At 70.9% G+C, this 20,849-nt stretch carries 21 protein-coding genes; 12 read left to right on the top strand and 9 right to left on the bottom strand.

What is annotated here, in order from left to right; translation table 11 throughout:
* Nucleotides 1-95 precede the first annotated feature (95 nt).
* A complete protein-coding gene (locus tag JYK04_RS14525; protein WP_229875169.1) occupies nucleotides 96-929 on the bottom strand; it encodes a helix-turn-helix domain-containing protein in 834 nt (277 codons plus the stop codon).
* A gap of 205 nt (nucleotides 930-1,134) precedes the next feature.
* A complete protein-coding gene (locus JYK04_RS14520) occupies nucleotides 1,135-1,593 on the bottom strand; it encodes an ATP-binding protein (RefSeq protein ID WP_308431025.1) in 459 nt (152 codons plus the stop codon).
* 109 nt (nucleotides 1,594-1,702) lie between these two features.
* Here JYK04_RS14520 and JYK04_RS14515 point away from each other — a divergent pair, with 109 nt between their 5' ends.
* The 6 genes from JYK04_RS14515 (at nucleotide 1,703) to JYK04_RS14490 (ending at nucleotide 7,171) form a co-directional block, all read left to right on the top strand.
* Nucleotides 1,703-2,551, top strand: a complete 849-nt coding sequence (locus tag JYK04_RS14515) for a helix-turn-helix domain-containing protein (protein WP_189736459.1) — start codon at nucleotides 1,703-1,705, stop codon at nucleotides 2,549-2,551.
* A 2-nt stretch (nucleotides 2,552-2,553) separates the two neighbouring features.
* A complete protein-coding gene (locus JYK04_RS14510) occupies nucleotides 2,554-2,754 on the top strand; it encodes a DUF397 domain-containing protein (RefSeq protein ID WP_189736643.1) in 201 nt (66 codons plus the stop codon).
* 5 nt (nucleotides 2,755-2,759) lie between these two features.
* Nucleotides 2,760-3,932, top strand: a complete 1,173-nt coding sequence (locus JYK04_RS14505) for a hypothetical protein (protein WP_189736457.1) — start codon at nucleotides 2,760-2,762, stop codon at nucleotides 3,930-3,932.
* A gap of 43 nt (nucleotides 3,933-3,975) precedes the next feature.
* Entirely contained in the window at nucleotides 3,976-4,473 is a 498-nt protein-coding gene (locus JYK04_RS14500) for a GNAT family N-acetyltransferase (RefSeq protein WP_189736455.1), read from the top strand.
* Between the two features lie 126 nt (nucleotides 4,474-4,599).
* Nucleotides 4,600-6,669: a phosphocholine-specific phospholipase C gene (locus JYK04_RS14495; RefSeq protein ID WP_189736453.1), complete on the top strand. Its 2,070-nt coding sequence runs from the start codon at nucleotides 4,600-4,602 to the stop codon at nucleotides 6,667-6,669.
* 70 nt (nucleotides 6,670-6,739) lie between these two features.
* The gene (locus JYK04_RS14490; protein ID WP_189736451.1) at nucleotides 6,740-7,171 is read left to right on the top strand and encodes a GNAT family N-acetyltransferase; all 432 of its coding nucleotides are present in this window, start codon (nucleotides 6,740-6,742) and stop codon (nucleotides 7,169-7,171) included.
* Between the two features lie 2 nt (nucleotides 7,172-7,173).
* On the opposite strand, the gene JYK04_RS14485 is transcribed toward JYK04_RS14490, so the two are convergent.
* A complete protein-coding gene (locus JYK04_RS14485) occupies nucleotides 7,174-8,064 on the bottom strand; it encodes a phosphatase PAP2 family protein (RefSeq protein ID WP_189736449.1) in 891 nt (296 codons plus the stop codon).
* Nucleotides 8,065-8,158: 94 nt separating this feature from the next.
* Complete coding sequence (locus JYK04_RS14480) at nucleotides 8,159-9,169, bottom strand: DUF389 domain-containing protein (protein WP_229875168.1); 1,011 nt, start codon at nucleotides 9,167-9,169, stop codon at nucleotides 8,159-8,161.
* A gap of 21 nt (nucleotides 9,170-9,190) precedes the next feature.
* Between JYK04_RS14480 and JYK04_RS14475 the strand changes: the two genes are divergently transcribed.
* Nucleotides 9,191-9,712, top strand: a complete 522-nt coding sequence (locus tag JYK04_RS14475) for a DUF5959 family protein (RefSeq protein ID WP_189736446.1) — start codon at nucleotides 9,191-9,193, stop codon at nucleotides 9,710-9,712.
* A 161-nt stretch (nucleotides 9,713-9,873) separates the two neighbouring features.
* Here JYK04_RS14475 and JYK04_RS14470 read toward each other — a convergent pair whose 3' ends face one another.
* Both JYK04_RS14470 and JYK04_RS14465 read right to left on the bottom strand, forming a co-directional pair.
* Nucleotides 9,874-10,905 carry a LacI family DNA-binding transcriptional regulator gene (locus JYK04_RS14470; RefSeq protein ID WP_189736444.1) on the bottom strand — a complete coding sequence of 344 codons (1,032 nt, stop codon included), beginning with the start codon at nucleotides 10,903-10,905 and terminating at the stop codon, nucleotides 9,874-9,876.
* Nucleotides 10,906-10,931: 26 nt separating this feature from the next.
* Nucleotides 10,932-12,743: a glycoside hydrolase family 13 protein gene (locus JYK04_RS14465; RefSeq protein ID WP_189736442.1), complete on the bottom strand. Its 1,812-nt coding sequence runs from the start codon at nucleotides 12,741-12,743 to the stop codon at nucleotides 10,932-10,934.
* A 222-nt stretch (nucleotides 12,744-12,965) separates the two neighbouring features.
* Here JYK04_RS14465 and JYK04_RS14460 point away from each other — a divergent pair, with 222 nt between their 5' ends.
* The 5 genes from JYK04_RS14460 to JYK04_RS14440 are packed head-to-tail and all read left to right on the top strand — an operon-like array spanning nucleotide 12,966 to nucleotide 18,880.
* Complete coding sequence (locus JYK04_RS14460) at nucleotides 12,966-14,240, top strand: extracellular solute-binding protein (RefSeq protein WP_189736440.1); 1,275 nt, start codon at nucleotides 12,966-12,968, stop codon at nucleotides 14,238-14,240.
* A 7-nt stretch (nucleotides 14,241-14,247) separates the two neighbouring features.
* Nucleotides 14,248-15,309 carry a carbohydrate ABC transporter permease gene (locus JYK04_RS14455; protein WP_189736438.1) on the top strand — a complete coding sequence of 354 codons (1,062 nt, stop codon included), beginning with the start codon at nucleotides 14,248-14,250 and terminating at the stop codon, nucleotides 15,307-15,309.
* A 2-nt stretch (nucleotides 15,310-15,311) separates the two neighbouring features.
* Entirely contained in the window at nucleotides 15,312-16,181 is an 870-nt protein-coding gene (locus JYK04_RS14450) for a sugar ABC transporter permease (RefSeq protein WP_189736436.1), read from the top strand.
* A gap of 51 nt (nucleotides 16,182-16,232) precedes the next feature.
* Nucleotides 16,233-17,882, top strand: a complete 1,650-nt coding sequence (locus JYK04_RS14445; protein ID WP_189736434.1) for a glycoside hydrolase family 13 protein — start codon at nucleotides 16,233-16,235, stop codon at nucleotides 17,880-17,882.
* Nucleotides 17,879-18,880, top strand: coding sequence for a LacI family DNA-binding transcriptional regulator (locus tag JYK04_RS14440; RefSeq protein WP_229875167.1), 1,002 nt, complete (start codon nucleotides 17,879-17,881; stop codon nucleotides 18,878-18,880). Before JYK04_RS14445 ends, JYK04_RS14440 begins: the two co-directional genes overlap by 4 nt.
* 94 nt (nucleotides 18,881-18,974) lie before the next feature.
* Here JYK04_RS14440 and JYK04_RS14435 read toward each other — a convergent pair whose 3' ends face one another.
* From JYK04_RS14435 to JYK04_RS14425, 3 genes are all read right to left on the bottom strand, one after another.
* Nucleotides 18,975-19,769: a hypothetical protein gene (locus JYK04_RS14435; RefSeq protein ID WP_189736430.1), complete on the bottom strand. Its 795-nt coding sequence runs from the start codon at nucleotides 19,767-19,769 to the stop codon at nucleotides 18,975-18,977.
* A 78-nt stretch (nucleotides 19,770-19,847) separates the two neighbouring features.
* Nucleotides 19,848-20,384 carry a multicopper oxidase domain-containing protein gene (locus JYK04_RS14430; RefSeq protein ID WP_229875166.1) on the bottom strand — a complete coding sequence of 179 codons (537 nt, stop codon included), beginning with the start codon at nucleotides 20,382-20,384 and terminating at the stop codon, nucleotides 19,848-19,850.
* Nucleotides 20,381-20,791, bottom strand: a complete 411-nt coding sequence (locus JYK04_RS14425) for a cupredoxin domain-containing protein (protein ID WP_189736428.1) — start codon at nucleotides 20,789-20,791, stop codon at nucleotides 20,381-20,383. The genes JYK04_RS14430 and JYK04_RS14425 overlap by 4 nt, the downstream gene beginning before the upstream one ends.
* Nucleotides 20,792-20,849: the final 58 nt, after the last annotated feature.

Below are 20,849 nucleotides of genomic sequence, written 5' to 3'. Positions count from 1 at the left end.
CCCCCGCCCGATGAGAAGGACCGACACCCTGAGGCTCCACAGTTACCAGGAGCGGCAGAGCTCCGGCATGCGAATCCGCAACACAGGTACAGGCGTCAGGCAGCTGATGCTGCTGCCGCGCAGTCCGTGCATCGCCCGGGGACGGGGGAGCGGAAGGCGCGGTCGCAGTCTTCGCACGAGCGGAGCGGATGGACCTCGCGGTCGGGGAGCGCGGGGTACGCCGACCAGAGGTCCGGGAGCCGGGGCGGTAGCTGTTCCCGCAGGCGGTGGGCGAGCAGGGCGGCCGGGGAGTGGATCACCGTCTGCGGCAGTGCACGCGTCAGCGCGGCGGTGACGGCGCCCGGTACGAGCCCGCGCTCCAGCCAGACGGCCACGGCCGGTGCCAGCCGCACCGTGTCGCGCTCGGACAGCACCAGCCGGGGATCACGCAGCCGCAGCCGGGCCAGCAGCTCACGGGCCTGGAGCTCGACCTCCGGGACGTCTTCCTCCGGCACGGCTTCGGCGGCAGGCGTGGGCTCGGGCTCGTGCTCCGGGGCGGGGTCCGGGGACGGCTCCGGCTCGCGCCGCTCGCAGGCCGCCTCCGCCAACCTGGCGGGCGGGTTGTTGTACGAGACCGTGCAGGTCACGATATGCCCGGACGGGAGCCGCTCCTTGGAGCGCATGAGGTAGCCGTGCGCCTCCAGCTCGCGCAGGGCGGCTGCGATGCGGACCTCGCCCTCCGGGAAGCGTTCGGCCAGGGCCTTGATGGTCACCTTGCAGCCGGTGGGGAGGGACTGGATGTGCGTGGCCAGCCCGATCGCCGTCATGCTCAGCTCGCGGTGCTGGGCGAGATGGTTGCCGATCTTGACGTAGCCGCGACGGTGGTCGTGGTTGATGTGCCGGATGCCCGACGGGACGCGCACAGGGGCGCTAAGCTGCTGGTCAGCCATGGGGAAGGTGTTTGCTTCCTCTGTGGTCAGGCCCTCGCTCGGGATGCCAGTCCCGTACGAGGGCCGTACGCGTTTTATGGGGTTGTCGGGAGCCAGAGTGCCCGGCGAATTGTCATATGCGCCAGCCGGGTTGGGGTGATTCACCCGACCGGGTGAGAGGGGAGGGGGAGGTAGGGAGAGGTCATTTCCCCCGGTTATCCAGTCCTTAGGCGTCGTGCGTGACCGGTGGTCGAGCCACCGGATCGCGGAAACCTCGATCCGGTGAAATCGGACTTCCCAAATCCATTTCCGCCCATACCGTTTTCAGCGGCGCGGGCCCGTGATCGACCCCCCAGCGCGCGGCGAACGCGGAGACCAGGACCAGCCCCCGCCCCGACTCCGCCCCTGGCCCCGCCGGCACTGCGGACGGCGCGAACTCCCGCCTTGTGTCCGACACCTCGATACGGAGCGTAGGCCCGTCCGTGAGCCGCAACGCGAGCCGGAAGTTCCGCCCCGGCACCCGGCCGTGGGTCACGGCGTTCGCGGCGAGCTCGGCGACGACCTGCGCGGCATCCTCGAACGGAAGTCGATGTTCCGCGAGTTGGGTGACCGTGAGGGCGCGGGCGGCGCGTGCTCCGCGCGGGGTGGACGGGAGCGTGGCGACGAGGCAGGTTTCCTGATTCACGTGACTCAGCGTGGCCATCCGTGCGTAACCTGAACAGAGTTGAGGGCGCTGTGTACGACGGCTGTCCAAGGTCGTCCCGCCGTGTCCTCCCGGTCCCGCGGAGGTGGAAGTGAGCACGGACGGCACGGACGAGTCGAGCTGGGAACTCGACCCTGAGGACGAATCCGGGGCGGTCATCGCCGCGGTGGGACGCCAGTTGAAAATGTGGCGGGAGGCGAGCGGACTTGACCGTTCCAAGTTCGGTGAACGGATGGGTTACGGCGCCAATCTGATCTACAAGATCGAGCGCGGCGCCCGCATTCCGCGTCCGGAGTTCCTGGACAAGGCGGACGAGGTCCTGGGGGCGTGCGGGAAAATCGCCGCCATGAAGGAGGACATTCAGCGGGCGCGGTATCCGAAGAAGGTCCGGGATCTCGCCAAATTGGAATCCCAGGCGGTGGAGATCGGGTCGTACGACAACGTCGCGGTGGCGGGCCTGCTCCAGACCGAGGAGTACACCCGTGCGCTCTATGGGGTGAGGCGCCCGGCTTACTCGGAGGACGAGACCGAGCGTTTGGTCGCGGCGAGGGTGGCGCGCCAGGAAATCCTCCGGCGGCATCCGGCCCCGCTGCTGACCGTCGTGCAGGAAGAGGCTGTCCTCCGGCGGCCCATCGGGGGCAAGATGGTGTTGCGCCGCCAGCTTGAACACCTGCTGGAGGTAGGGCAATCCCGCAGCGTGGAGATCCAGGTGATGCCCACCGCCGTCGACGAGCACGCCGGTCTGGCGGGCTCTCTCAAGGTCATGCGCCTCAAAGACGGAACAACGGTCGGACACAACGAAGTTCAGCTGGTCAGTCGCTTGATCACCGAACCGAAAGAGGTCCAGATCCTGGACATGCGCTATGGCATGATCCGGGCACAGGCTCTGACGCCTCGCGCGTCGCTGACGTTCATCGAGAAGGTACTGGGGGAGACGTGACCATGAAGCCGTCGGTGGAGGGCCTGGCCGCACTCACGTGGGTCAAGAGCAGCTACAGCACCAACGACGGCCCCGACTGCGTCGAGGTCGCCCACACCCCCGCCGCCGTCCTCGTCCGGGACTCCAAGCGTCCCGAGTACGCCCGACTCGCGGTCACCCCGGCCGCCTGGAGCGGCTTCGTCGCCCACGCCGTCACCTCGTGAGACGGGTGGCTTCTGCCGTCGAGGCCGTGCACCGGTACCGGCGGCCGGATCCGGCGTGCTGGGACGTCGTGGTCGAAGCGGTCTGTTCCGAAGCGCCGAGCTACGACGCCGACCATGCGCTGGTCCAGGCGGGCCGGGCCGCCACCCGGCATGCCGACCGGATCGCCGACGACCTCCGTCGACAGCAGGGGGTCTTCGGGACCGCCGTCGGTCACGGCGTGAAGGTGCGCGCCCTGGCCCTCGCCGGGATGGGCGACCTGCGCGCGTTGCCGGCCCTGCACAACCTCGGAGAGCACGGCGGCCTTCCCACCCAGCGACCGCAGGCCCGCATTCTGGCCGAGCTGCCCGCGGCAGGGCTGGTTCCCACGATGCGGGCCACGTTGCTGAAGGGCAGCTACCGGGCGGAAGCCACCCTCGAAGTGCTCTCGGCCTGGGGACCCGACGCCGCGCCCGCCGTGCCCGAGGTGACCGGGTTCCTGGACATGCCGTACGCCTACGACGCCCTGCGCGTCCTCGGCCGGATCGGGCCCGCCGCGGCCGGGACGGCGAACCGGCTGACCGGCTTCGCCACCGGTCGTGACCCGCGCGCCGGCCGCCACCACCTGCGGCTGGCCGCCTGGGCGCACTGGCGGGTCACCGGCGATCCCGCCCTCGCCCTCGACGTGTGCGGAGCGGCGGTGCGGTCCGGAACGGCCGGCCACGGCCTGCCCTTCCTCGCCGATCTCGGCCCGTCGGCCGCGGCCCACGCGGACACCGTGCGCGGTCTGATGGAGTCGCCCGGCGCGTGGACCCGGGTGGCCGCCGCGCACGCGTACTGGCGGATCACCGGGGACCCGGAGCCCGCCGTGCCGGTGCTGCTGGCGGAGGTGGATCCGGCCTGGGCGGGGCATCCGGCCATGCCGGTGCAGGAAGCCGTCCGCCGCCTCGGGGAGATCGGCGCCCCGGCCGCCGCCGCGGCGCCCCTGCTGGGCCGGATCCTGGCGCGGGAGGAACGGCTCGGCCACCCCTTCGAGCGCATACGGATCCTGGCGGACGCGGCCTACGTCCGCACCCTCACCGAGGCCCTGCGACGGATCGCCCCGGGCGCGGGCGGCTCCGTACCGGCGCCCTCGAAGGAGCCCGTACCCCTGCCGGCTCCCGCACCAAGGCGGTTCCTCCCCTTCAGGCGCCCGTTCTGACATTCCCAAGTGCCCGGGAACGCCGCGGGGTTACGGTGAGGGCATGTTCACCGTTCGGCGCGCCGCCCCGTACGACGGGGGCGTCCTCGGCGAGATCCACGCCGCAGCCTGGGAGGCGGCCTACGCCCCCCTCTTCGATCCGGATTTCGCCGCACGCGGCGTCGAGAGCAGACGAACGCGGTGGCACGACAGGGTCGGGCAGGCGGACACCACGATCCTGCTGGCCGAACACGACGGCCGTCCGCTGGCGCTGACCGCCTTCAGGGCCTCGACGGCCCGGCCGGGCCTCTCCGAGATCCTCTCCTTCTACAGCCACCCCGACAGCTGGGGCAGCGGCATCGCGGCCGCGCTGATGACCGGGACGCTGGAGCGGCTGCGCGACGACGGGTTCGCCCGCACCCACCTGTGGACCCTGCACGACACCCCGCGGTCCCGCCGCTTCTACGCCAAGTGCGGTTTCACCGAGAGCGGCGCCGCCCGCCCCTTCGACTTCGGCGACGGGAAGCCCCTCACCCAGGTCGAATACGAGCGGGCGTGTTGACACCTCCTGGCCTGCCGTTCGCCTGACGTACCCGCAGCCGTCATATCGGTCTCGCCCTGCGGTACTCCGGGCACGTTGTTCTGAAGAGCGCTCACGAACCCTCGAACAAAGCAGAGGTCTCTCGCCATGGCAGAACTCAACCGCCGTCGCTTTCTCCAGCTCACCGGTGGCGCCGCCGCCCTGAGCCTGCTCAACGAGAGCATCGCGCGCGCCGCCGCGATCCCCGCGCAGGGGACGACCGGCACCATCGCCGATGTCGAGCACATCGTGGTCCTGATGCAGGAGAACCGTTCCTTCGACCACTACTACGGCGCGCTGCGCGGGGTGCGCGGCTTCGGCGACCCGCGCCCGGTGACCCTGCCCAGCGGCAAGTCCGTCTGGCACCAGACCGACAACGCGGGCAAGGAGACCCTGCCCTTCCGGCCGCCGTCCGACGACCTCGGCATGGAGTTCCTCCAGGGCCTCAACCACGACTGGGCGGGCGGCCAGAGCGCCTTCAACAAGGGCAAGTACGACAACTGGGTGCCCGCCAAGACCCCGGCGACCATGGCGTACCTGACGCGTGACGACATCCCGTTCCACTACGCCCTCGCCGACACGTTCACCCTCTGCGACGCCTACCACTGCTCCTTCATCGGCTCGACCGACCCGAACCGCTACTACCTCTGGTCGGGCCACACCGGCAACGACGGCACGGGCGGCGGCCCGGTCCTCAACAACGCCGAGGCCGGTTACGGCTGGACCACCTACCCCGAGCGCCTGGAGCAGGCGGGCATCTCCTGGAAGGTCTACCAGGACATCGGGAACGGCCTCGACGCCGCCGGATCCTGGGGCTGGATCGACGACGCCTACCGCGGCAACTACGGCGACAACTCGCTCCTCTACTTCAACAACTACCGCAATGCCCAGCCCGGCAACCCGCTCCACGACAAGGCCCGCACCGGCACCGACGCCCGCACCGGCGAGGGCTACTTCGACCGGCTGCGCGCCGACGTCGCCGCCGGCACCCTGCCCCAGATCTCCTGGATCGCCGCCCCCGAGGCGTTCAGCGAGCACTCCAACTGGCCCTCCAACTACGGCGCGTGGTACATCGCGCAGGTGCTGGACGCGCTGACCTCCAACCCCGACGTGTGGGCCCGTACCGCCCTGTTCATCACCTACGACGAGAACGACGGCTTCTTCGACCACGTCGTCCCGCCGTACGCCCCGGCCGACGCCAACCAGGGCCTGTCGACCACGCCGACCTCCCTCGACGTCTTCCCCGGCAAGACGGGCTACGTCGCCGGACCGTACGGGCTGGGCCCGCGCGTCCCGATGCTCGTCGTCTCGCCGTGGAGCACCGGCGGCTACTCCTGCTCCGAGACCTTCGACCACACCTCCGTGATCCGCTTCATGGAGAAGCGCTTCGGGGTGCACGAGCCCAACATCTCGCCCTGGCGCCGTGCCGTCTGCGGTGACCTGACCTCGGCCTTCGACTTCGCCCGCCGGGACACGGCCGCGGTGTCGCTGCCCGACACCGGCGCGTGGCAGCCGCAGGACCGCGAGCGCCACCCCGACTTCCGGGCCACCCCGCCGGCCGTGGGGAGCATGCCGCGCCAGGAGAAGGGCCTGCGCCACACCCGTCCGCTGAAGTACGCCCCGTACGTGGACGGCGCCGCGCTCACCGGCGAGGGCAGGTTCAAGCTGACCTTCAGCGGCGGCCCGGACCTGGGCGCGCAGTTCTACGTCACCTCGGGCAACCGCACCGACGCCCCCTGGACGTACACCACCGAGGCCGGCAAGTCGATCTCGGACACCTGGAACACCCGCTACTCCGCCGGCGTCACCGACCTGACCGTCCACGGACCCAACGGCTTCCTGCGGGGCTTCCGCAACCCGGGCACCACCTCCGGCCCCGAGGTCACCGCCCGCCACAACGCCACCACGGGCAACCTGGACCTCACCCTCACCAACGCCGGAGCGTCGACCGCGACGCTCACCGTCACCAATGCCTACGGCGGCGGCCCCAAGCGCCTCACGGTCGCCAAGGGGGCCACCGTCACGTACAGCGTCTCCCTGAAGAACACCCGACGCTGGTACGACGTGACGGTCACCGCGTCCGGGTCCGCGGACTTCGGCCGCCGCTTCGCCGGCAAGGTCGAGACCGGCGCGGCCGGCCTGTCGGACCCGGCGATCCTGACGAACCAGTCGTCCTGACTCCCTGAGCGGACGACTGCGCCCGCCCCCCGGACTTCTCCGGGGGAGCGGTCGCTGGTTGGATGCCGGGATGAGCGATGACCTTCCCGACGGATACGAGATCTCCACCGACGCCGCCCGACTGGACGTCGGTCTCGTCCACCGGTGGCTGTCCGAAGACGCGTACTGGGCGCTGGGGCGCAGTCGGCAGAAGCAGGAGGACGCCATCGCGGGCTCCGTGAACTTCGGCCTCTACGACCAGGCCTCCGGGGCCCAGCTCGCGTACGCCCGCGTCGTCACCGACCGGGCCACCTTCGCCTGGCTCTGCGACGTCTACGTAGATCCGGGCGCCCGCGGCAAGGGGCTGGGCGGGGCCCTCGTCGACGCGGTGTGCGCGCACCTGGAGCCGTACGGGCTGCGCCGGGTGCTGCTCGCCACCGCCGACGCGCACGCCGTCTACGAGCGGGCGGGCTTCGAGCCCCTCACCACGCCCGGGAAGTGGATGGCCCTCGGGCAGCAGTAGCCTCAGGCGCGGGTGCGGACCCGGTTCAGCAGTTCCGTGGCCGGGTGCGGGTCCGCGTGCTCGGGGTGGCGGGGCAGGCGGTGGGCGAAGGAGCCGTACCAGGACCGCGAGACCGTGTAGCCGAAGGCCAGGCAGAGCATGCCGCCCACGGCGTCGAGCCAGAAGTGGTTGGCGGTGGCCACGATGACGACGAGGGTCGCCGTCGGGTAGAGCAGGCCCAGGATCCGGGCCCAGGGGGCCGAGGCGACCGCGAAGATCGTCAGGCCGCACCAGAGCGACCACCCTATGTGCATGGACGGCATCGCGGCGTACTGGTTCGACATCTGCTTGAGGTTGCCGGAGGCCATGGAGCCCCAGGTGTGGTGGACCAGCACGGTGTCGACGAAGTTCTGCCCGTTCATCAGCCGGGGCGGCGCGAGCGGGTAGCAGTAGTAGCCGACCAAGGCGACGCCGGTGGTGGCGAAGAGGACCATGCGGGTGGCGGCGTACCGCCCCGGATGGAAACGGTAGATCCAGACCAGCACGCCGATCGTCACGACGAAGTGGAGCGTGGCGTAGTAGTAGTTCATGCCCACGATCAGCCACGTCACGGAGTTGACCGCGTGGTTGACCGACTGCTCGACGGCGATGCCGAGGGTCCGCTCGGCGCTCCAGATCCAGTCGGCGTTGGCGAGGGCCGCCGCCTTCTGCTCGGGCACCGCGTTGCGGATCAGCGAGTAGGTCCAGTAGCTGATCGCGATGAGCAGCACCTCGAACCAGATCCGGGGCCGGCGCGGGGCACGCAACCGGGAGAGCAGGGTGCGCTCGGACCCCGGGCGGGTCTCGGTCTCAACCACGGTGGGTGATGAGACGTCCGTCCGGGTTTCCAGTGTCTTCACGCTCGATTCACCCATGGGGAGAGAGTCTGCCAGATGCGTTCCCGCCTCCGATCATCCCTCGGTACGGTCTTCGCCGCAGCCGCTCAGACCTGGGTACTACGCCGCCGTCTCAGCCCCCCACCTTCCCGGCGACGATCTGCTGTCCGCGGGTGGCGTCGACCACGATCGGGAGACCGTCGGGGACCTGTCCTTCGAGGTCGTCGAGGAGGTCCTCGATCGGCGGGAGGGCCCCGGGACTGCGTACGTGGACGTAGAAGGTCCTGGACTGGGCGTCGACCCCGGTGACCGCCGCGCCGGGGCTGGCGGCGAGCCAGCGCTCGGCGGCGGTCCAGGTCCGCGAGGTCCACGCGTTCAGCAGGACCGTGGTCACGGTGTCGGCGGCCAGCGGCAGCAGGACCGCCGCGAACAGCAGCCCGACCATGACGTAGGCGCGGCGCGGGGCCCCTCCCCGGGCGGGGTGGCCGCCGGGCCGGGTGTACCCGAGGGCGGCGAAGACGACCATGCCGGCGAACACCATGGCGAGGAGGTTGGACACGAAGAGCACCAGCGCGCCCAGCGCCAGCCACCACGAGGTCTGGCCGGCGCACACGCCCGTCACCACGAGCGGCGGTACCAGGGAGATCGCGATCGCCACCCCCGGCAGGACCGCGGCGACGTCCTTGCGGGACAGCGCCACGGCACCGGCGAAGCCCGTGGCGAGCGCGGCGATCAGGTCGAGGAGCCCGGGGGAGGTCCGGCTGGAGATCTGACTGTCCGACAGCAGGTCGTAGGCGGGTGGCACCACCAGGGAGGCCGCCGCGCCGATCAGGAGCACCAGCAGGCCGCCGAGCGCCACGAAGGCGAGGGCGGTGGAGCGGCGCCGCTGCACGGCACCGAGGGCGATGCCCATGATCGGCGTGGAGAGCGGAGCGATGATCATCGCGCCGATGACGGTGGCGGTGGAGTCCGTCAGGATCCCGCACGCGGCGATCACGGAGGACAGCGTGAGCATGGTCCAGAAGGCCGACTGCTTCGCCCGGCTGTCCCCCGAGGACAGATCGAGATCCTCCTGGAGGTCCTCCAGGGAACGCCGCTTGTGGTCGGGCAGGACCCTGTCGCGAAGCCGGCCGGGCATGGGCATCTGCCCAGTATCGGGACCGGGGTGGCCGCGCCGCCGCAGGGACACGACCGCCCGGCCCCGGTGGACCTGATCGATCTGCGGGACGCGGCGGGCGACCGCTGCGTCGTACGCGTGACGGGCCGCTACCGGCCCGGCGTGCTGACGGGCCACGACACCCTGCGGGCCGAAGTCCTGATCTTCGCGGACTTCGTCGACGCCAGGCTGGAGGTCTTCCTGTTCCAGGAGGACCTCGACAACTGGCAGCGCGACCTGTCGCGGCTCGCGCCGGGACGGGGCGCGACCCTCGGCCGCGACCGCGGGCTGGTTCTCCACCTGCTCATGCAGGAGGACCGCACGCTGTGGCTGAGCGTGGAGGACCCCGACCGTCTGAACGTCCTGCTGGGGATCGACCCCCAGGACACCTGGATCCAGGAGCACCACCAGCGGCTCGACCACGTCCGGGAGACCTGGCCGAGCGAAGTCGTGGAGACGGCTCCCATGACGTACGCGTGGAGCTCCGGCCGCGAGAGCCCGGCCCGGCACGATCCGGAAGGGGCGTCCTAGGCCGTCTCTTTCGGATCTTGCCGGGCCCGCGACGCCCGGCACCGCACCTGGCCGCGTTGTCGGGGCGCCCGAGTACGTCCAGTACACGGTGCGCTCCTCCGCCTTGCCAGGCACGGCACCGGACGCCGCGGGCTCGGCCGACAAGATCCGAAAGAGACGGCCTAGTCGCGGCGGCGCTGGTCCGGGCCGGAGGCCGTGGAGCCGCGCACCACCAGCTCGGGGAGGAAGACGAACTCGCTGTGCGGGGCCGGCGTGCCGCCGATCTCCTCCAGCAGGGTCCGGACCGCCGCCTGCCCCATCGCCTGTACGGGCTGGCGGATGGTCGTCAGCGGCGGGTCGGTGAACGCTATGAGCGGGGAGTCGTCGAAGCCGACCACCGACACGTCCTGCGGGACCTTCAGGCCCTGCTGCCGGGCCGCCCGGATCGCGCCGAGCGCCATCATGTCGCTCGCGCACACCACCGCCGTGCAGCCGCGCGAGATCAGCGCGGCCGCGGCGGCCTGCCCGCCCTCCAGCGAATAGAGGGAGTGCTGGATCAGCCCCTCGATCTCGGCCTCGCCGAGTCCGAGCCGCTCCTTCATCCCGAGCCGGAAGCCCTCGATCTTGCGCAGGACCGGCACGAAGCGCTTCGGCCCGACCGCGAGCCCGATGCGGGTGTGCCCGAGCGCGGTCAGGTGGGTGACGGCGAGGACCATCGCGGCCCGGTCGTCGGGGGAGACGAAGGGGGCCTGCACCTTCTCGGAGAACCCGTTGATGAGGACGTACGGGACGCCCTGCCCGCGGAGTTGGTCGTAGCGGCCCATGTCGGCCGTGGTGTCGGCGTGCAGGCCGGAGACGAAGATGATCCCGGAGACCCCGCGGTCGACCAGCATCTCGGTCAGCTCGTCCTCGGTGGACCCGCCGGGCGTCTGCGTGGCCAGCACCGGCGTGTACCCCTGCCGGGTCAGGGCCTGGCCGATGACCTGGGCGAGCGCCGGGAAGATCGGGTTGTCCAGTTCGGGAGTTATCAGACCGACGAGCCCCGCACTGCGCTGGCGCAGCTTCACGGGCCGCTCGTAGCCGAGTACGTCGAGGGCGGCCAGCACGGACTCGCGGGTGCCTGCGGCCACACCGGGCTTGCCGTTGAGCACGCGGCTGACTGTGGCTTCGCTGACCCCCGCCTGGGCTGCGATGTCGGCTAGCCGTGCGGTCACGGGATTGGACTGTACCGGTCGGACGTTCACAATGACCACCACGTGCACGAATCCGGGGGAAGCCGGACGGTGCGGCCGTCCGTCTCCACCGGGGCGCTGGAGAGTACGGGGCGTCCGGGCGCGGGAAGTTCGACCGGGTCGGGGCGGCTGTTGAGGGTGCAGGCGAAGCCGGGGCGGGTGAAGAGGAGCACGCCCTCGGGGGCGGACTGCCAGCGCATTCCGCATGCGTACGGGCCGTACGGGGCTTCCGCCGCGGCATCGGCACCCGCCCCGGCCCCCGTCCCCGCCCCCGTCCCCGCCTCCGGCGCGCCCAGCCCCGGCATCGCCCGGCGCAGCTCTAGGGCGGCGCGGTAGAGCTCCAGCGTCGAGTGCGGGTCGCCGGTCTGCGCGGCGACGCTGAGGCCGCCCCAGCCGGCGGGCTGCGGGAGCCAGCTGCCGGCCGGCCCGAAGCCGTACGGGGGCTCCGCACCGGACCAGGGCAGCGGCACCCGGCACCCGTCGCGCAGCCCGTCCTGTCCTTCAGGCTCCGACGCGGTCGCGGAATCGGGGGCGGGGGACCCTGCCCCGCCGGCCTTCCCCTCCGACCCCTCCGACCCCACGGGCCCCGCCGGGCCGTCCGTGTCCCACAGCCGACGGCGCCCGCGGCGGAAGGCCGGGTCCTGGCGGACCCGGTCCGGGAGGTCCGCCACCTCCGGGAGGCCGAGCTCCTCGCCCTGGTAGAGGTACGCCGACCCGGGCAGGGCCAGCATCAGCAGGGCGGCCGCCCGCGCCCGGGCCAGGCCGCGGGCCCCGCCGCCGTAGCGCGTCACATGGCGTACGACGTCGTGGTTGGACAGCACCCAGGTGGTGGGGGCGCCGACGGCGGTGGTGGCGGCCAGGGACTCGTCGATGACGGTGCGCATCGCGGCGGGGTCCCACGGGCAGTTCAGGAAGCGGAAATTGAAGGCCTGGTGCAGTTCGTCGGGGCGCACGTACAGGGCGAGCCGCTCCGAGGTGGGCGCCCAGGCCTCGGCGACCCCGATGCGCCCGCCCCCGTAGGAGTCGAGGAGGCGGCGCCAGGAGCGGTGGATCTCGTGGACCCCGTCCTGATCGAAGAAGGGGAGCGGCTCGGTGCCGATGAGGGTGGCCTGGGCGCCGCGGCCGATGTCCGGCAGGTCCGGGGCCTTGACCATGCCGTGGGCGACGTCGATGCGGAACCCGTCGATGCCGAGGTCGAGCCAGAAGCGCAGGACGGAGGCGAATTCGGCGGCGACCTCGGGGTGGTCCCAGTCGAGGTCGGGCTGCTCGGGGGCGAAGAGGTGCAGGTACCACGCGCCGTCGGCGACCCGGGTCCAGGCGGGGCCGCCGAAGATCGACTCCCAGTCGTTCGGGGGCTGGGCGCCGTCCGGCCCCCGCCCGGGGCGGAAGTGGTAGCGCTCGCGGGCCCCCGGCTCCCCGGCGAGGGCGGCGCGGAACCACGGGTGCTGCTCGGAGGTGTGGTTCGGCACCACGTCCACGATGACCCGCAGCCCCAGCGCGTGCGCGGCCCGGACCAGCTCGTCGGCGTCGGAGAGGTCCCCGAAGAGGGGGTCGACGGCCCGGTAGTCGGCGACGTCGTAGCCGCCGTCCGCCTGTGGGGAGACGTAGAAGGGGGTGAGCCACACGGCGTCGACCCCGAGACGGGCGAGGTGGGGGAGGCGGGAGCGGGCCCCGCGCAGGTCCCCGATGCCGTCTCCGTCGCTGTCGGCGAAGGAGCGTACGTACACCTGATAGATGACGGCATCGCGCCACCAGCCACCGCTCGCGGTCGCTTTGCTGGAAGAGCTTGCAAGCTGGACGGCCGTCGAGTCATGGGTCATATCGGGGTCAACGCGGGTACATGCCCCCTGGTTGCGGGCCCGGACAGTCGAAGGTGACTCGAACTAACAGCAAGCTGCGGCAACCGTACGGACACACGGATGTAACGATCGGCTCCGCTTGCAGAAAGTTTGCGCAAGGTCTTTCGGTCCTCTTTCAGTCTTGTTACGTTCCTGGCAACTCGGGACCGCGAGGGCGCGGCCGGGATCATCGAAGGAGTTCATATGCGGCGTGGCATAGCGGCCACCGCGCTGGTCGCGACCCTGGCGCTCGCGGCAACGGCTTGCGGTGGGGACGACAAGAACGCGGCCGACGGCACCAAGGCGGGCGGCGAGCTTTCCGGCACGGTCACGTGGTGGGACACCTCGAACGACGCCGAGAAGGCCAGCTTCCAGAAGATCGCCGAGGCGTTCACGGCGAAGCACCCCAAGGTCACCGTCAAGTACGTCAACGTCCCGTACGGCGACGCGCAGAACAAGGTCAAGAACGCCTTCAGCAGCGGCTCCGACGCGCCTGACGTCATCCGTGCCGACGTCGGCTGGGTCGCGGACTTCGCCTCCCTGGGCTACCTCGACGAGGTCCCGGCCGACCAGGCGAAGAAGATCGACGCCGAGTTCCTCCCGCAGGCCGCGGCCAGCGGCAAGTTCGAGGGCAAGACCTACGCCGTCCCGCAGGTCATCGACAGCCTCGGCCTCTTCTACAACAAGAAGATGCTCGCCGACGCCGGCGTCCAGCCCCCCAAGACGCTGGAAGAGGTGAAGACCGCCGCCGCCGCCATCAAGGGCAAGACCGGCAAGGCCGGCCTCTACCTCCGCGGCGACGACTCGTACTGGTTCCTCCCCCTCATCTACGGCGAGGGCGGCGACCTGGTCGACGCGAAGAACAAGACGGTCACCGTCGACAACGAGGCGGGCGTCAAGGCCTTCAAGACCGCCCGCGACCTGGTCGCCTCCGGCGCGGCGATCACCAACGCCACCGACGGCTACGCCAACATGCAGACGGCCTTCAAGACCGGCGAGGCCGCCATGATGATCAACGGTCCGTGGGCCGTCGCCGACACCTACGCCGGCGACCAGTTCAAGGACAAGGCCAACCTCGGCATCGCCGCGGTCCCGGCCGGCTCGGCCAAGGCCGGTGCCCCGCAGGGCGGCCACGACCTCGCCGTCTACGCCGGTTCCAAGAACACCGCCGCCGCGCACGCCTTCGTCGAGTACATGACCTCTCAGGAGGTCCAGGTGCAGTCGACCAAGGACCTCAGCCTGCTCCCGACCCGTACCGCCGCCTACGAGCTGCCGGACGTCAAGGGCAACGAGATGGTCCAGTTCTTCAAGCCGGCCGTGGACAAGGCCGTCGAGCGCGCCTGGATCCCGGAGAACGGATCCCTCTTCGAGCCGCTGAAGGTCGAATACACCAAGGCGATCACCGGGGCGTCGAGCCCGGAGGACGCGGCCAAGTCGGCCGGCGTCGAGTTCCGCAAGATCCTCAAGGGCTGGAAGTAACGAAACCATGGCTGCTCACACCAGCCAGTCGGTGGCGAAGGCCGCGGGCGACGACGTCGAGAACGACGTCGCCGCCCGCGGCCGGAGCCGCAGGACTGACAGCGACAGCGGTAACCGCGGCGGTGCCCGCGGTGGAAAGGGCGCGTCCGGCCTCCGGCGCGCCGTCGGTACGCACTGGTACGCCTGGGCCATGGTCGCCCCGGTGGTGCTCGTCCTCGGCGTGATCATCGGCTGGCCGCTGGTCCGGGGCGTCTACCTGTCGCTGACCGACGCCACCGAGCGCAACGTCTCGCGCACCATCGGCGCCCGGCACATCGAGGCCACGTACGAGTTCGTCGGACTCGACAACTACGTGGCCGTCCTCGGCGACCCGGTGTTCCTGCAGCGGCTGGTGTGGACGGTGGTGTGGACCGTCGCGTGCGTGTCCATCACCTTCACGCTCGGGCTGGTCCTGGCCAACATGCTCAACCGGGACTTCCGGGGCCGCGCCGCCTACCGGATGGCGCTCATCCTGCCCTGGGCCGTCCCCGGCTTCGTCTCGGTCTTCGCCTGGCGGTTCCTCTTCAACCGCGACAACGGCATCCTCAACAAGATCCTCGACGGCGGCGGCATCGCCGCGATCCCGTGGCTCGACGACCCGACCTGGGCCAAGTTCTCGGTCGTCGCCGTCAACGTCTGGCTCGGCGTCCCCTTCATGATGGTCGCCCTGCTCGGCGGCCTGCAGTCGATCCCCGGCGAGCTCTACGAGGCCGCCGAGATGGACGGCGCCAGCGCCTGGCAGCGCTTCCGGCACATCACCCTGCCCGGGCTGCGCACGGTGAGCATGACGGTGATCCTGCTCTCCACCATCTGGACCTTCAACATGTTCCCGGTGATCTTCCTGCTCACCCGGGGCGGCCCCGGCGACTCCACCGAGATCCTGGTGACCCAGGCCTTCCGCGAGGCGTTCGTGTCGAGCCCGCGCGACTTCGCCGGCTCGGCCACCTGGGGCGTCCTGATCCTCGCCCTGCTCATGATCTTCGCGCTGGTCTACCGGCGCTCGCTGCGCAAGCAGGGAGAGGTGTGGTGACCATGTCCACTGCGAAAACCGCTCGTACGGCCACCGCGGCCCGACCCCGCGGGAGCCGTTCCCCGCTCGCCTCCGTCAGCCTGCACGGCACCCTCGTCGTGGCCGCCGTCATCGCCGTCTTCCCGGTGCTGTGGATCGTGCTGACCTCGCTCAAGCCGGCCAAGCACGCGGTCACCACCGACTTCGTCAAGGAACCGACGCTCAGCAACTACACGTACCTGCTGGAGCAGAGCCACTTCCTCAGCTGGTTCGCCAACTCCGTCCTGGTCGCCGGCATCACCACCGTCCTCGGTGTCTTCATCGCCGCCACCACCGGATACGCGGTCAGCCGCTTCAAGTTCCCCGGCATGAAGCCGCTCATGTGGACCCTGCTCATCACGCAGATGTTCCCGATGGCGATCCTCATCGTCCCGCTCTACAACCTCATGGGCGACCTCGGCCTGCTCAACCAGCCGCTCGGCCTGATCATCACCTACCTCACCATCGCGGTGCCGTTCTGCGCCTGGATGATGAAGGGCTTCTTCGACACCATCCCGGTCGAGATCGACGAATCGGGCCGCGTCGACGGACTCAACCCCTTCGGCACCTTCTGGCGCCTCATCCTGCCGCTCGCCAAGCCCGGCCTCGCCGTCACCGGCTTCTACGCCTTCATCACCGCCTGGGGCGAGGTCGCGTACGCCTCCGCCTTCATGGTCGGCGAGGAGAACCTCACCCTGGCCGGCGGCCTGCAGACCTTCGTCACGCAGTACACCTCCAACTGGGGAGCCATGAGCGCCGCCTCGGTCCTCATCGCCATCCCCGCGGCGATCTTCTTCGTCTTCGCCCAGCGTCACCTCGTCGCCGGGATGACGGCAGGCGCAACCAAGGGCTGACCACCCGAGCCTGCCCCCTCCCACCCCCGGCCCGATCTCTCCAAGGACACCATGACCCAGCACCTCGCCGACGCGCTCCCCACCTCCACCGGCACGCAGCCCGGCTGGTGGAGAGAAGCGGTGATCTACCAGGTCTATCCGCGCAGTTTCGCCGACTCCAACGGGGACGGCATGGGGGACCTCGAAGGCATCCGCAGCCGCCTGCCCTACCTGAAGGAGCTGGGCGTCGACGCCGTATGGCTCAGCCCCTTCTACGCCTCCCCCCAGGCCGACGCCGGCTACGACGTCGCCGACTACCGGGCCATCGACCCCATGTTCGGCACCCTGCACGACGCCGACGCCGTGATCCGCGAAGCCCACGAACTGGGCCTGCGCATCATCGTGGACCTCGTCCCCAACCACTGCTCCGACCAGCACGAATGGTTCAAGCAGGCGCTGCGCGAAGGCCCCGGCACCCCCCTGCGCGAGCGCTTCCACTTCCGCCCGGGCCGCGGTGCGGACGGCGCGGAGCCCCCGAACGACTGGGAGTCGATCTTCGGCGGCCCCGCCTGGACCCGGGTCGCCGACGGTGAGTGGTACCTCCACCTCTTCGCCCCCGAGCAGCCCGACTTCAACTGGGAGCACCCCGCCGTCCAGGACGAGTTCCGCTCCATCCTGCGCTTCTGGCTCGACCTCGGCGCCGACGGCTTCCGCGTCGACGTCGCCCACGGCCTGGTCAAGGCGCCCGGCCTGCCCGACCTCGGTGCCAAGGACCAGCTCAAGCTGCTCGGCAACGACGTCATGCCCTTCTTCGACCAGGACGGCGTCCACGAGATCTACCGCTCCTGGCGCCGGATCCTCGACGAGTACGAGGGCGACCGCGTCCTGGTCGCCGAGGCATGGACCCCGACCGTCGAGCGCACGGCCCTCTACGTCCGCCCCGACGAGATGCACCAGGCGTTCAACTTCCAGTACCTGACCAGCGACTGGGAGGCGGCGGCGCTCCGCGAGGTCATCGACGGCTCGCTGGCCGCCATGCGCACCGTCGGCGCCCCCACCACCTGGGTGCTGTCCAACCACGACGTCACCCGGCACGCCACCCGCTTCGCCAACCCCGCCGGCCTCGGCACCCAGCTGCGCGAGCCCGGCGACCGCGAGCTGGGTCTGCGGCGGGCCCGCGCGGCGATCCTGCTGATGCTGGCACTGCCCGGTTCGGCGTACGTCTACCAGGGCGAGGAGCTCGGCCTGCCCGACGTCACCGACCTGCCGGACGAGGTCCGCCAGGACCCGTCGTTCTCCCGCGCGGCGGGCCAGGACGGCTTCCGCGACGGCTGCCGGGTCCCCATCCCGTGGTCGGGGACCGAGGCCCCGTACGGCTTCGGCACCGGCGGCAGCTGGCTCCCGCAGCCGGACTCCTGGGCGGACCTGAGCGTGGAGGCCCAGACCGGCGACCCGTCCTCCACCCTGGAGCTGTACCGGACCGCCCTGCGGCTGCGCCGCGAGCACCCGGACCTGGGCGCGGGCGAGTCGGTGGACTGGCAGGAGGCCCCCGAGGGCGTCCTGGTCTTCCGCCGGGGGGACTTCCTCTGCGCCGCGAACACCACCGGCACGGCGGTGCAGTTCCCCGTCGAGGGCGAGGCCCTGCTGGTCAGCGGCGAGACGGTCGAGGACGGCGTGCTGCCGGCCGACACCACGGTGTGGTGGCAGGTGACGGCGGGGTGACCTCCCCCCTCCGGCTGACGGACATCGCCGCGCAGGCCCAGGTCAGCGAGGCGACCGTCAGCCGCGTGCTCAACGGGAAACCGGGCGTGGCGGCCGGCACCCGGCACAAGGTGCTGGCCGCGCTCGACCTGCTGGGCTACGAGCGGCCCGTACGGCTCAAACGCCGCAGCAACGGGCTGGTCGGGCTGCTGATCCCGGAGCTCACCAACCCGATCTTCCCGGCGTTCGCGCAGGTGATAGAGCAGGCGCTGGCCGGGCACGGGTACACGCCGGTGCTGTGCACGCAGACCCCCGGCGGGGCCACCGAGGACGAACTGGTGGAACAGCTGGAGGAGCGCGGGGTCACCGGGATCGTCTTCCTGTCGGGCCTGCACGCGGACGGCCACGCGGACCCCGCGCGCTACCAGCGGCTGGCAGCACGCGGGGTGCCGTTCGTCCTGATCAACGGCTTCAACGAGCAGGTGAACGCCCCGTTCATCTCCCCGGACGACCGGGCGGCGGCGGACATCGCCGTACGGCACCTGCAGGACCTGGGGCACCGCAGGATCGGGCTCGCGATCGGGCCGACGCGGTACGTGCCGTCGGCGCGCAAGGAGCAGGGGTTCCTCGCTGCGCTGCCGGAGGCGGAGGCGGACGGGCTGATCCAGCGCACGCTCTTCACGGTGGAGGGCGGACACGCGGCCGGCATCGCCCTGCTGGACCGCGGCTGCACGGGCATCGTGTGCGGCAGCGACCCGATGGCGCTCGGCGTCATCCGGGCGGCGCGCGAGCGGGGGCTGCGGGTGCCGCAGGACGTGTCGGTGGTCGGCTTCGACGACTCACCGCTGATCGCGTTCACGGACCCGCCGCTGACGACGGTCCGCCAGCCGGTACGCGCGATGGCGACGGCGGCGGTGGGCGCCCTCCTGGAGGCGGTGTCGGGCACCCCGGTCCAGCGCACGGAGTACATCTTCCAGCCGGAACTGGTGGTCCGCGGCTCGACCGCGCAGGTTCCGTAGCCCTCCGGCGGGTGCTACGGGGGGCGGGGGCTCCGGTCGTCGGGAGCCACTCTGATTCCGATCGAGTGGCTCCCGGCTGCCGAAGCCCCCTCCGCTATTCCCGCGTGAGGGTCCACCTCATGCCGTCCGGGCCCCTGAGGTCGAGGATCGGGGCGGCCACCGTGCCGCCCGCTACGTAGAGGATGACGCTGTTGGTGCCGGGGAGGCACGCGGTGGTCGCCGTGTCCTGGTGCAGCCGGGCCTTGAAGTCGGTCGCCATCGGTGGGTTGTCCAGAGTCCAGGAGCCGTTCTCCGTACACCCTTCCCGTTGCAGGGTGTACTGGCCGTCTCCGAGCCGGCTGTCGGTGAGGGTGAGGGTGAGGTCGTTCCGGTCGGCGGTCCAGGTCCCGGAGAGGCGCACGTCATCCATCCCCCCGCCCATGGACATCGAGGCGACCAGTGCGACGACGGCCAGGGCTGTCGCGGCCTTCCCGATGCCACCGCCGGGTGCGGTACCTGTCTCGGCGTCACCTTCCGGCGCGTGCCGGGACGCATCCCGCAGGCTCACGACGGCGCCTGCGGGAGCCGCGAGCAGCGCTATGGCGCACCCGGTGAACCAGTCCCCCATCCCCGACTCCATCAGCATCACCAGGACCGCCAGCGTCGCCGTCATCGAAGCGGCCGCCCACCAGGCCGGGCCGGATCGCTGGTGCATCAGTGCGAGCAGGAGGGCCATGAACGCCCCGAACCCGGCGATGAGCAGTACACACATGGCGAGCAGGCCGTCGGATTCGCCGGGCCGCAGAGCGGTGGGGTCGGCGAGGGCGAATCCCACCAGCAGCCCCACCGCCTCGATGCCGAGCGCCCACCACAGCGCGATGTCCGGCCGGCGTTGTGATGACCCACCCATGTTCCTACCCCCTGGTTTGAACGAGTTCAATTGCCGAGGGTGCAGGTTACCCGAGTCTCCGCGGGCGGGGCGACGCGGTCAGTGGCTCCCGCCGTGCCCCCCGCCGTGGCCGCCGCCCTGGTCGACGGGGAGGGGGGCATTGGGGTCGACGATCGTGAACGGGCGCATCAGGTCGTCGTCTTCGTGTTCGAGGAGGTGGCAGTGGTGGACGTACGTCGCCGGGAGCTCGGTTCCGCTGTTCGCGATCCCCGCGATCGGCTCCATCGGCGGGCTCCAGGGATCGGTGATGATCCTCGTCACAGTCTCCGGATAGGACTTCAAGGTGTCCTTGTAGGACAGCGCTTCGTCCGGGTCCGGCGGGATCGGCGGCCCGGTGAAGTAGTTCGCCGGCACCGGCTTGTCCGACGCCTTGCGGCCGCCGTCGATCCACTTCTCGTAGTCCGCCTGGTAGGCGGCCGCGTCGATCGGTTGCCTGTTCAGCACCTGGAAGTTGACCAGGTGGACGTGCATCGGGTGGGCGTCGTGGTTGGGATTGACGTACTCCCAGATCTCCTTCGCTCCCGCCTTGACGAAGTCCTGGGACGGCTCCATGAAGGGCACCGCGTTGAACGTCATGGTGCTGAACAGCCTGTCCGGTACTTGACGACCGTCGGCTGGTCCTTGATCACGCTGATGGTCGGCCCGAGATAGCCCATGCCGATCGGCCGGTGGCGATCGTCCGGATTCTTGGCCCGGTAGCCCCACACGTCGGCCGGCCCGAGGTCCCGGTGGAACTGCCAGGTGCCGGGCCGCATCGTGAATTCGTAGTAGTCGGCGCCCGGATAGGCGGAGGTGTCCGCGACGGCCGTCTCCGGTGTGGGCAGCGGGTCGACGAACTTCTCCAGCGGAGGGGTCTTCGGGATCGGGGCGTCGGAGGGCGCCGGTCCGTGACCGTGGTGATGGCCGGGACCGGGATCCGCGTGCGCCTGCGCTCCCCGGCCGCTCCCCGAGAGCACGGCCGCACCCCCGACGGCCCCGGCCACGAGGAAATTCCTTCGCCCGACCATCGCCTTCAGCCTTCCGTGGACGCCGTGTGTCCTT

It is taken from the genome of Streptomyces nojiriensis, from assembly GCF_017639205.1.
In the GTDB taxonomy this organism is placed as follows: Bacteria; Actinomycetota; Actinomycetes; order Streptomycetales; family Streptomycetaceae; genus Streptomyces; species Streptomyces nojiriensis.
Note: the sequence above shows the minus strand (reverse complement) of the source record. Positions and strands in the feature narration are given on the sequence as shown.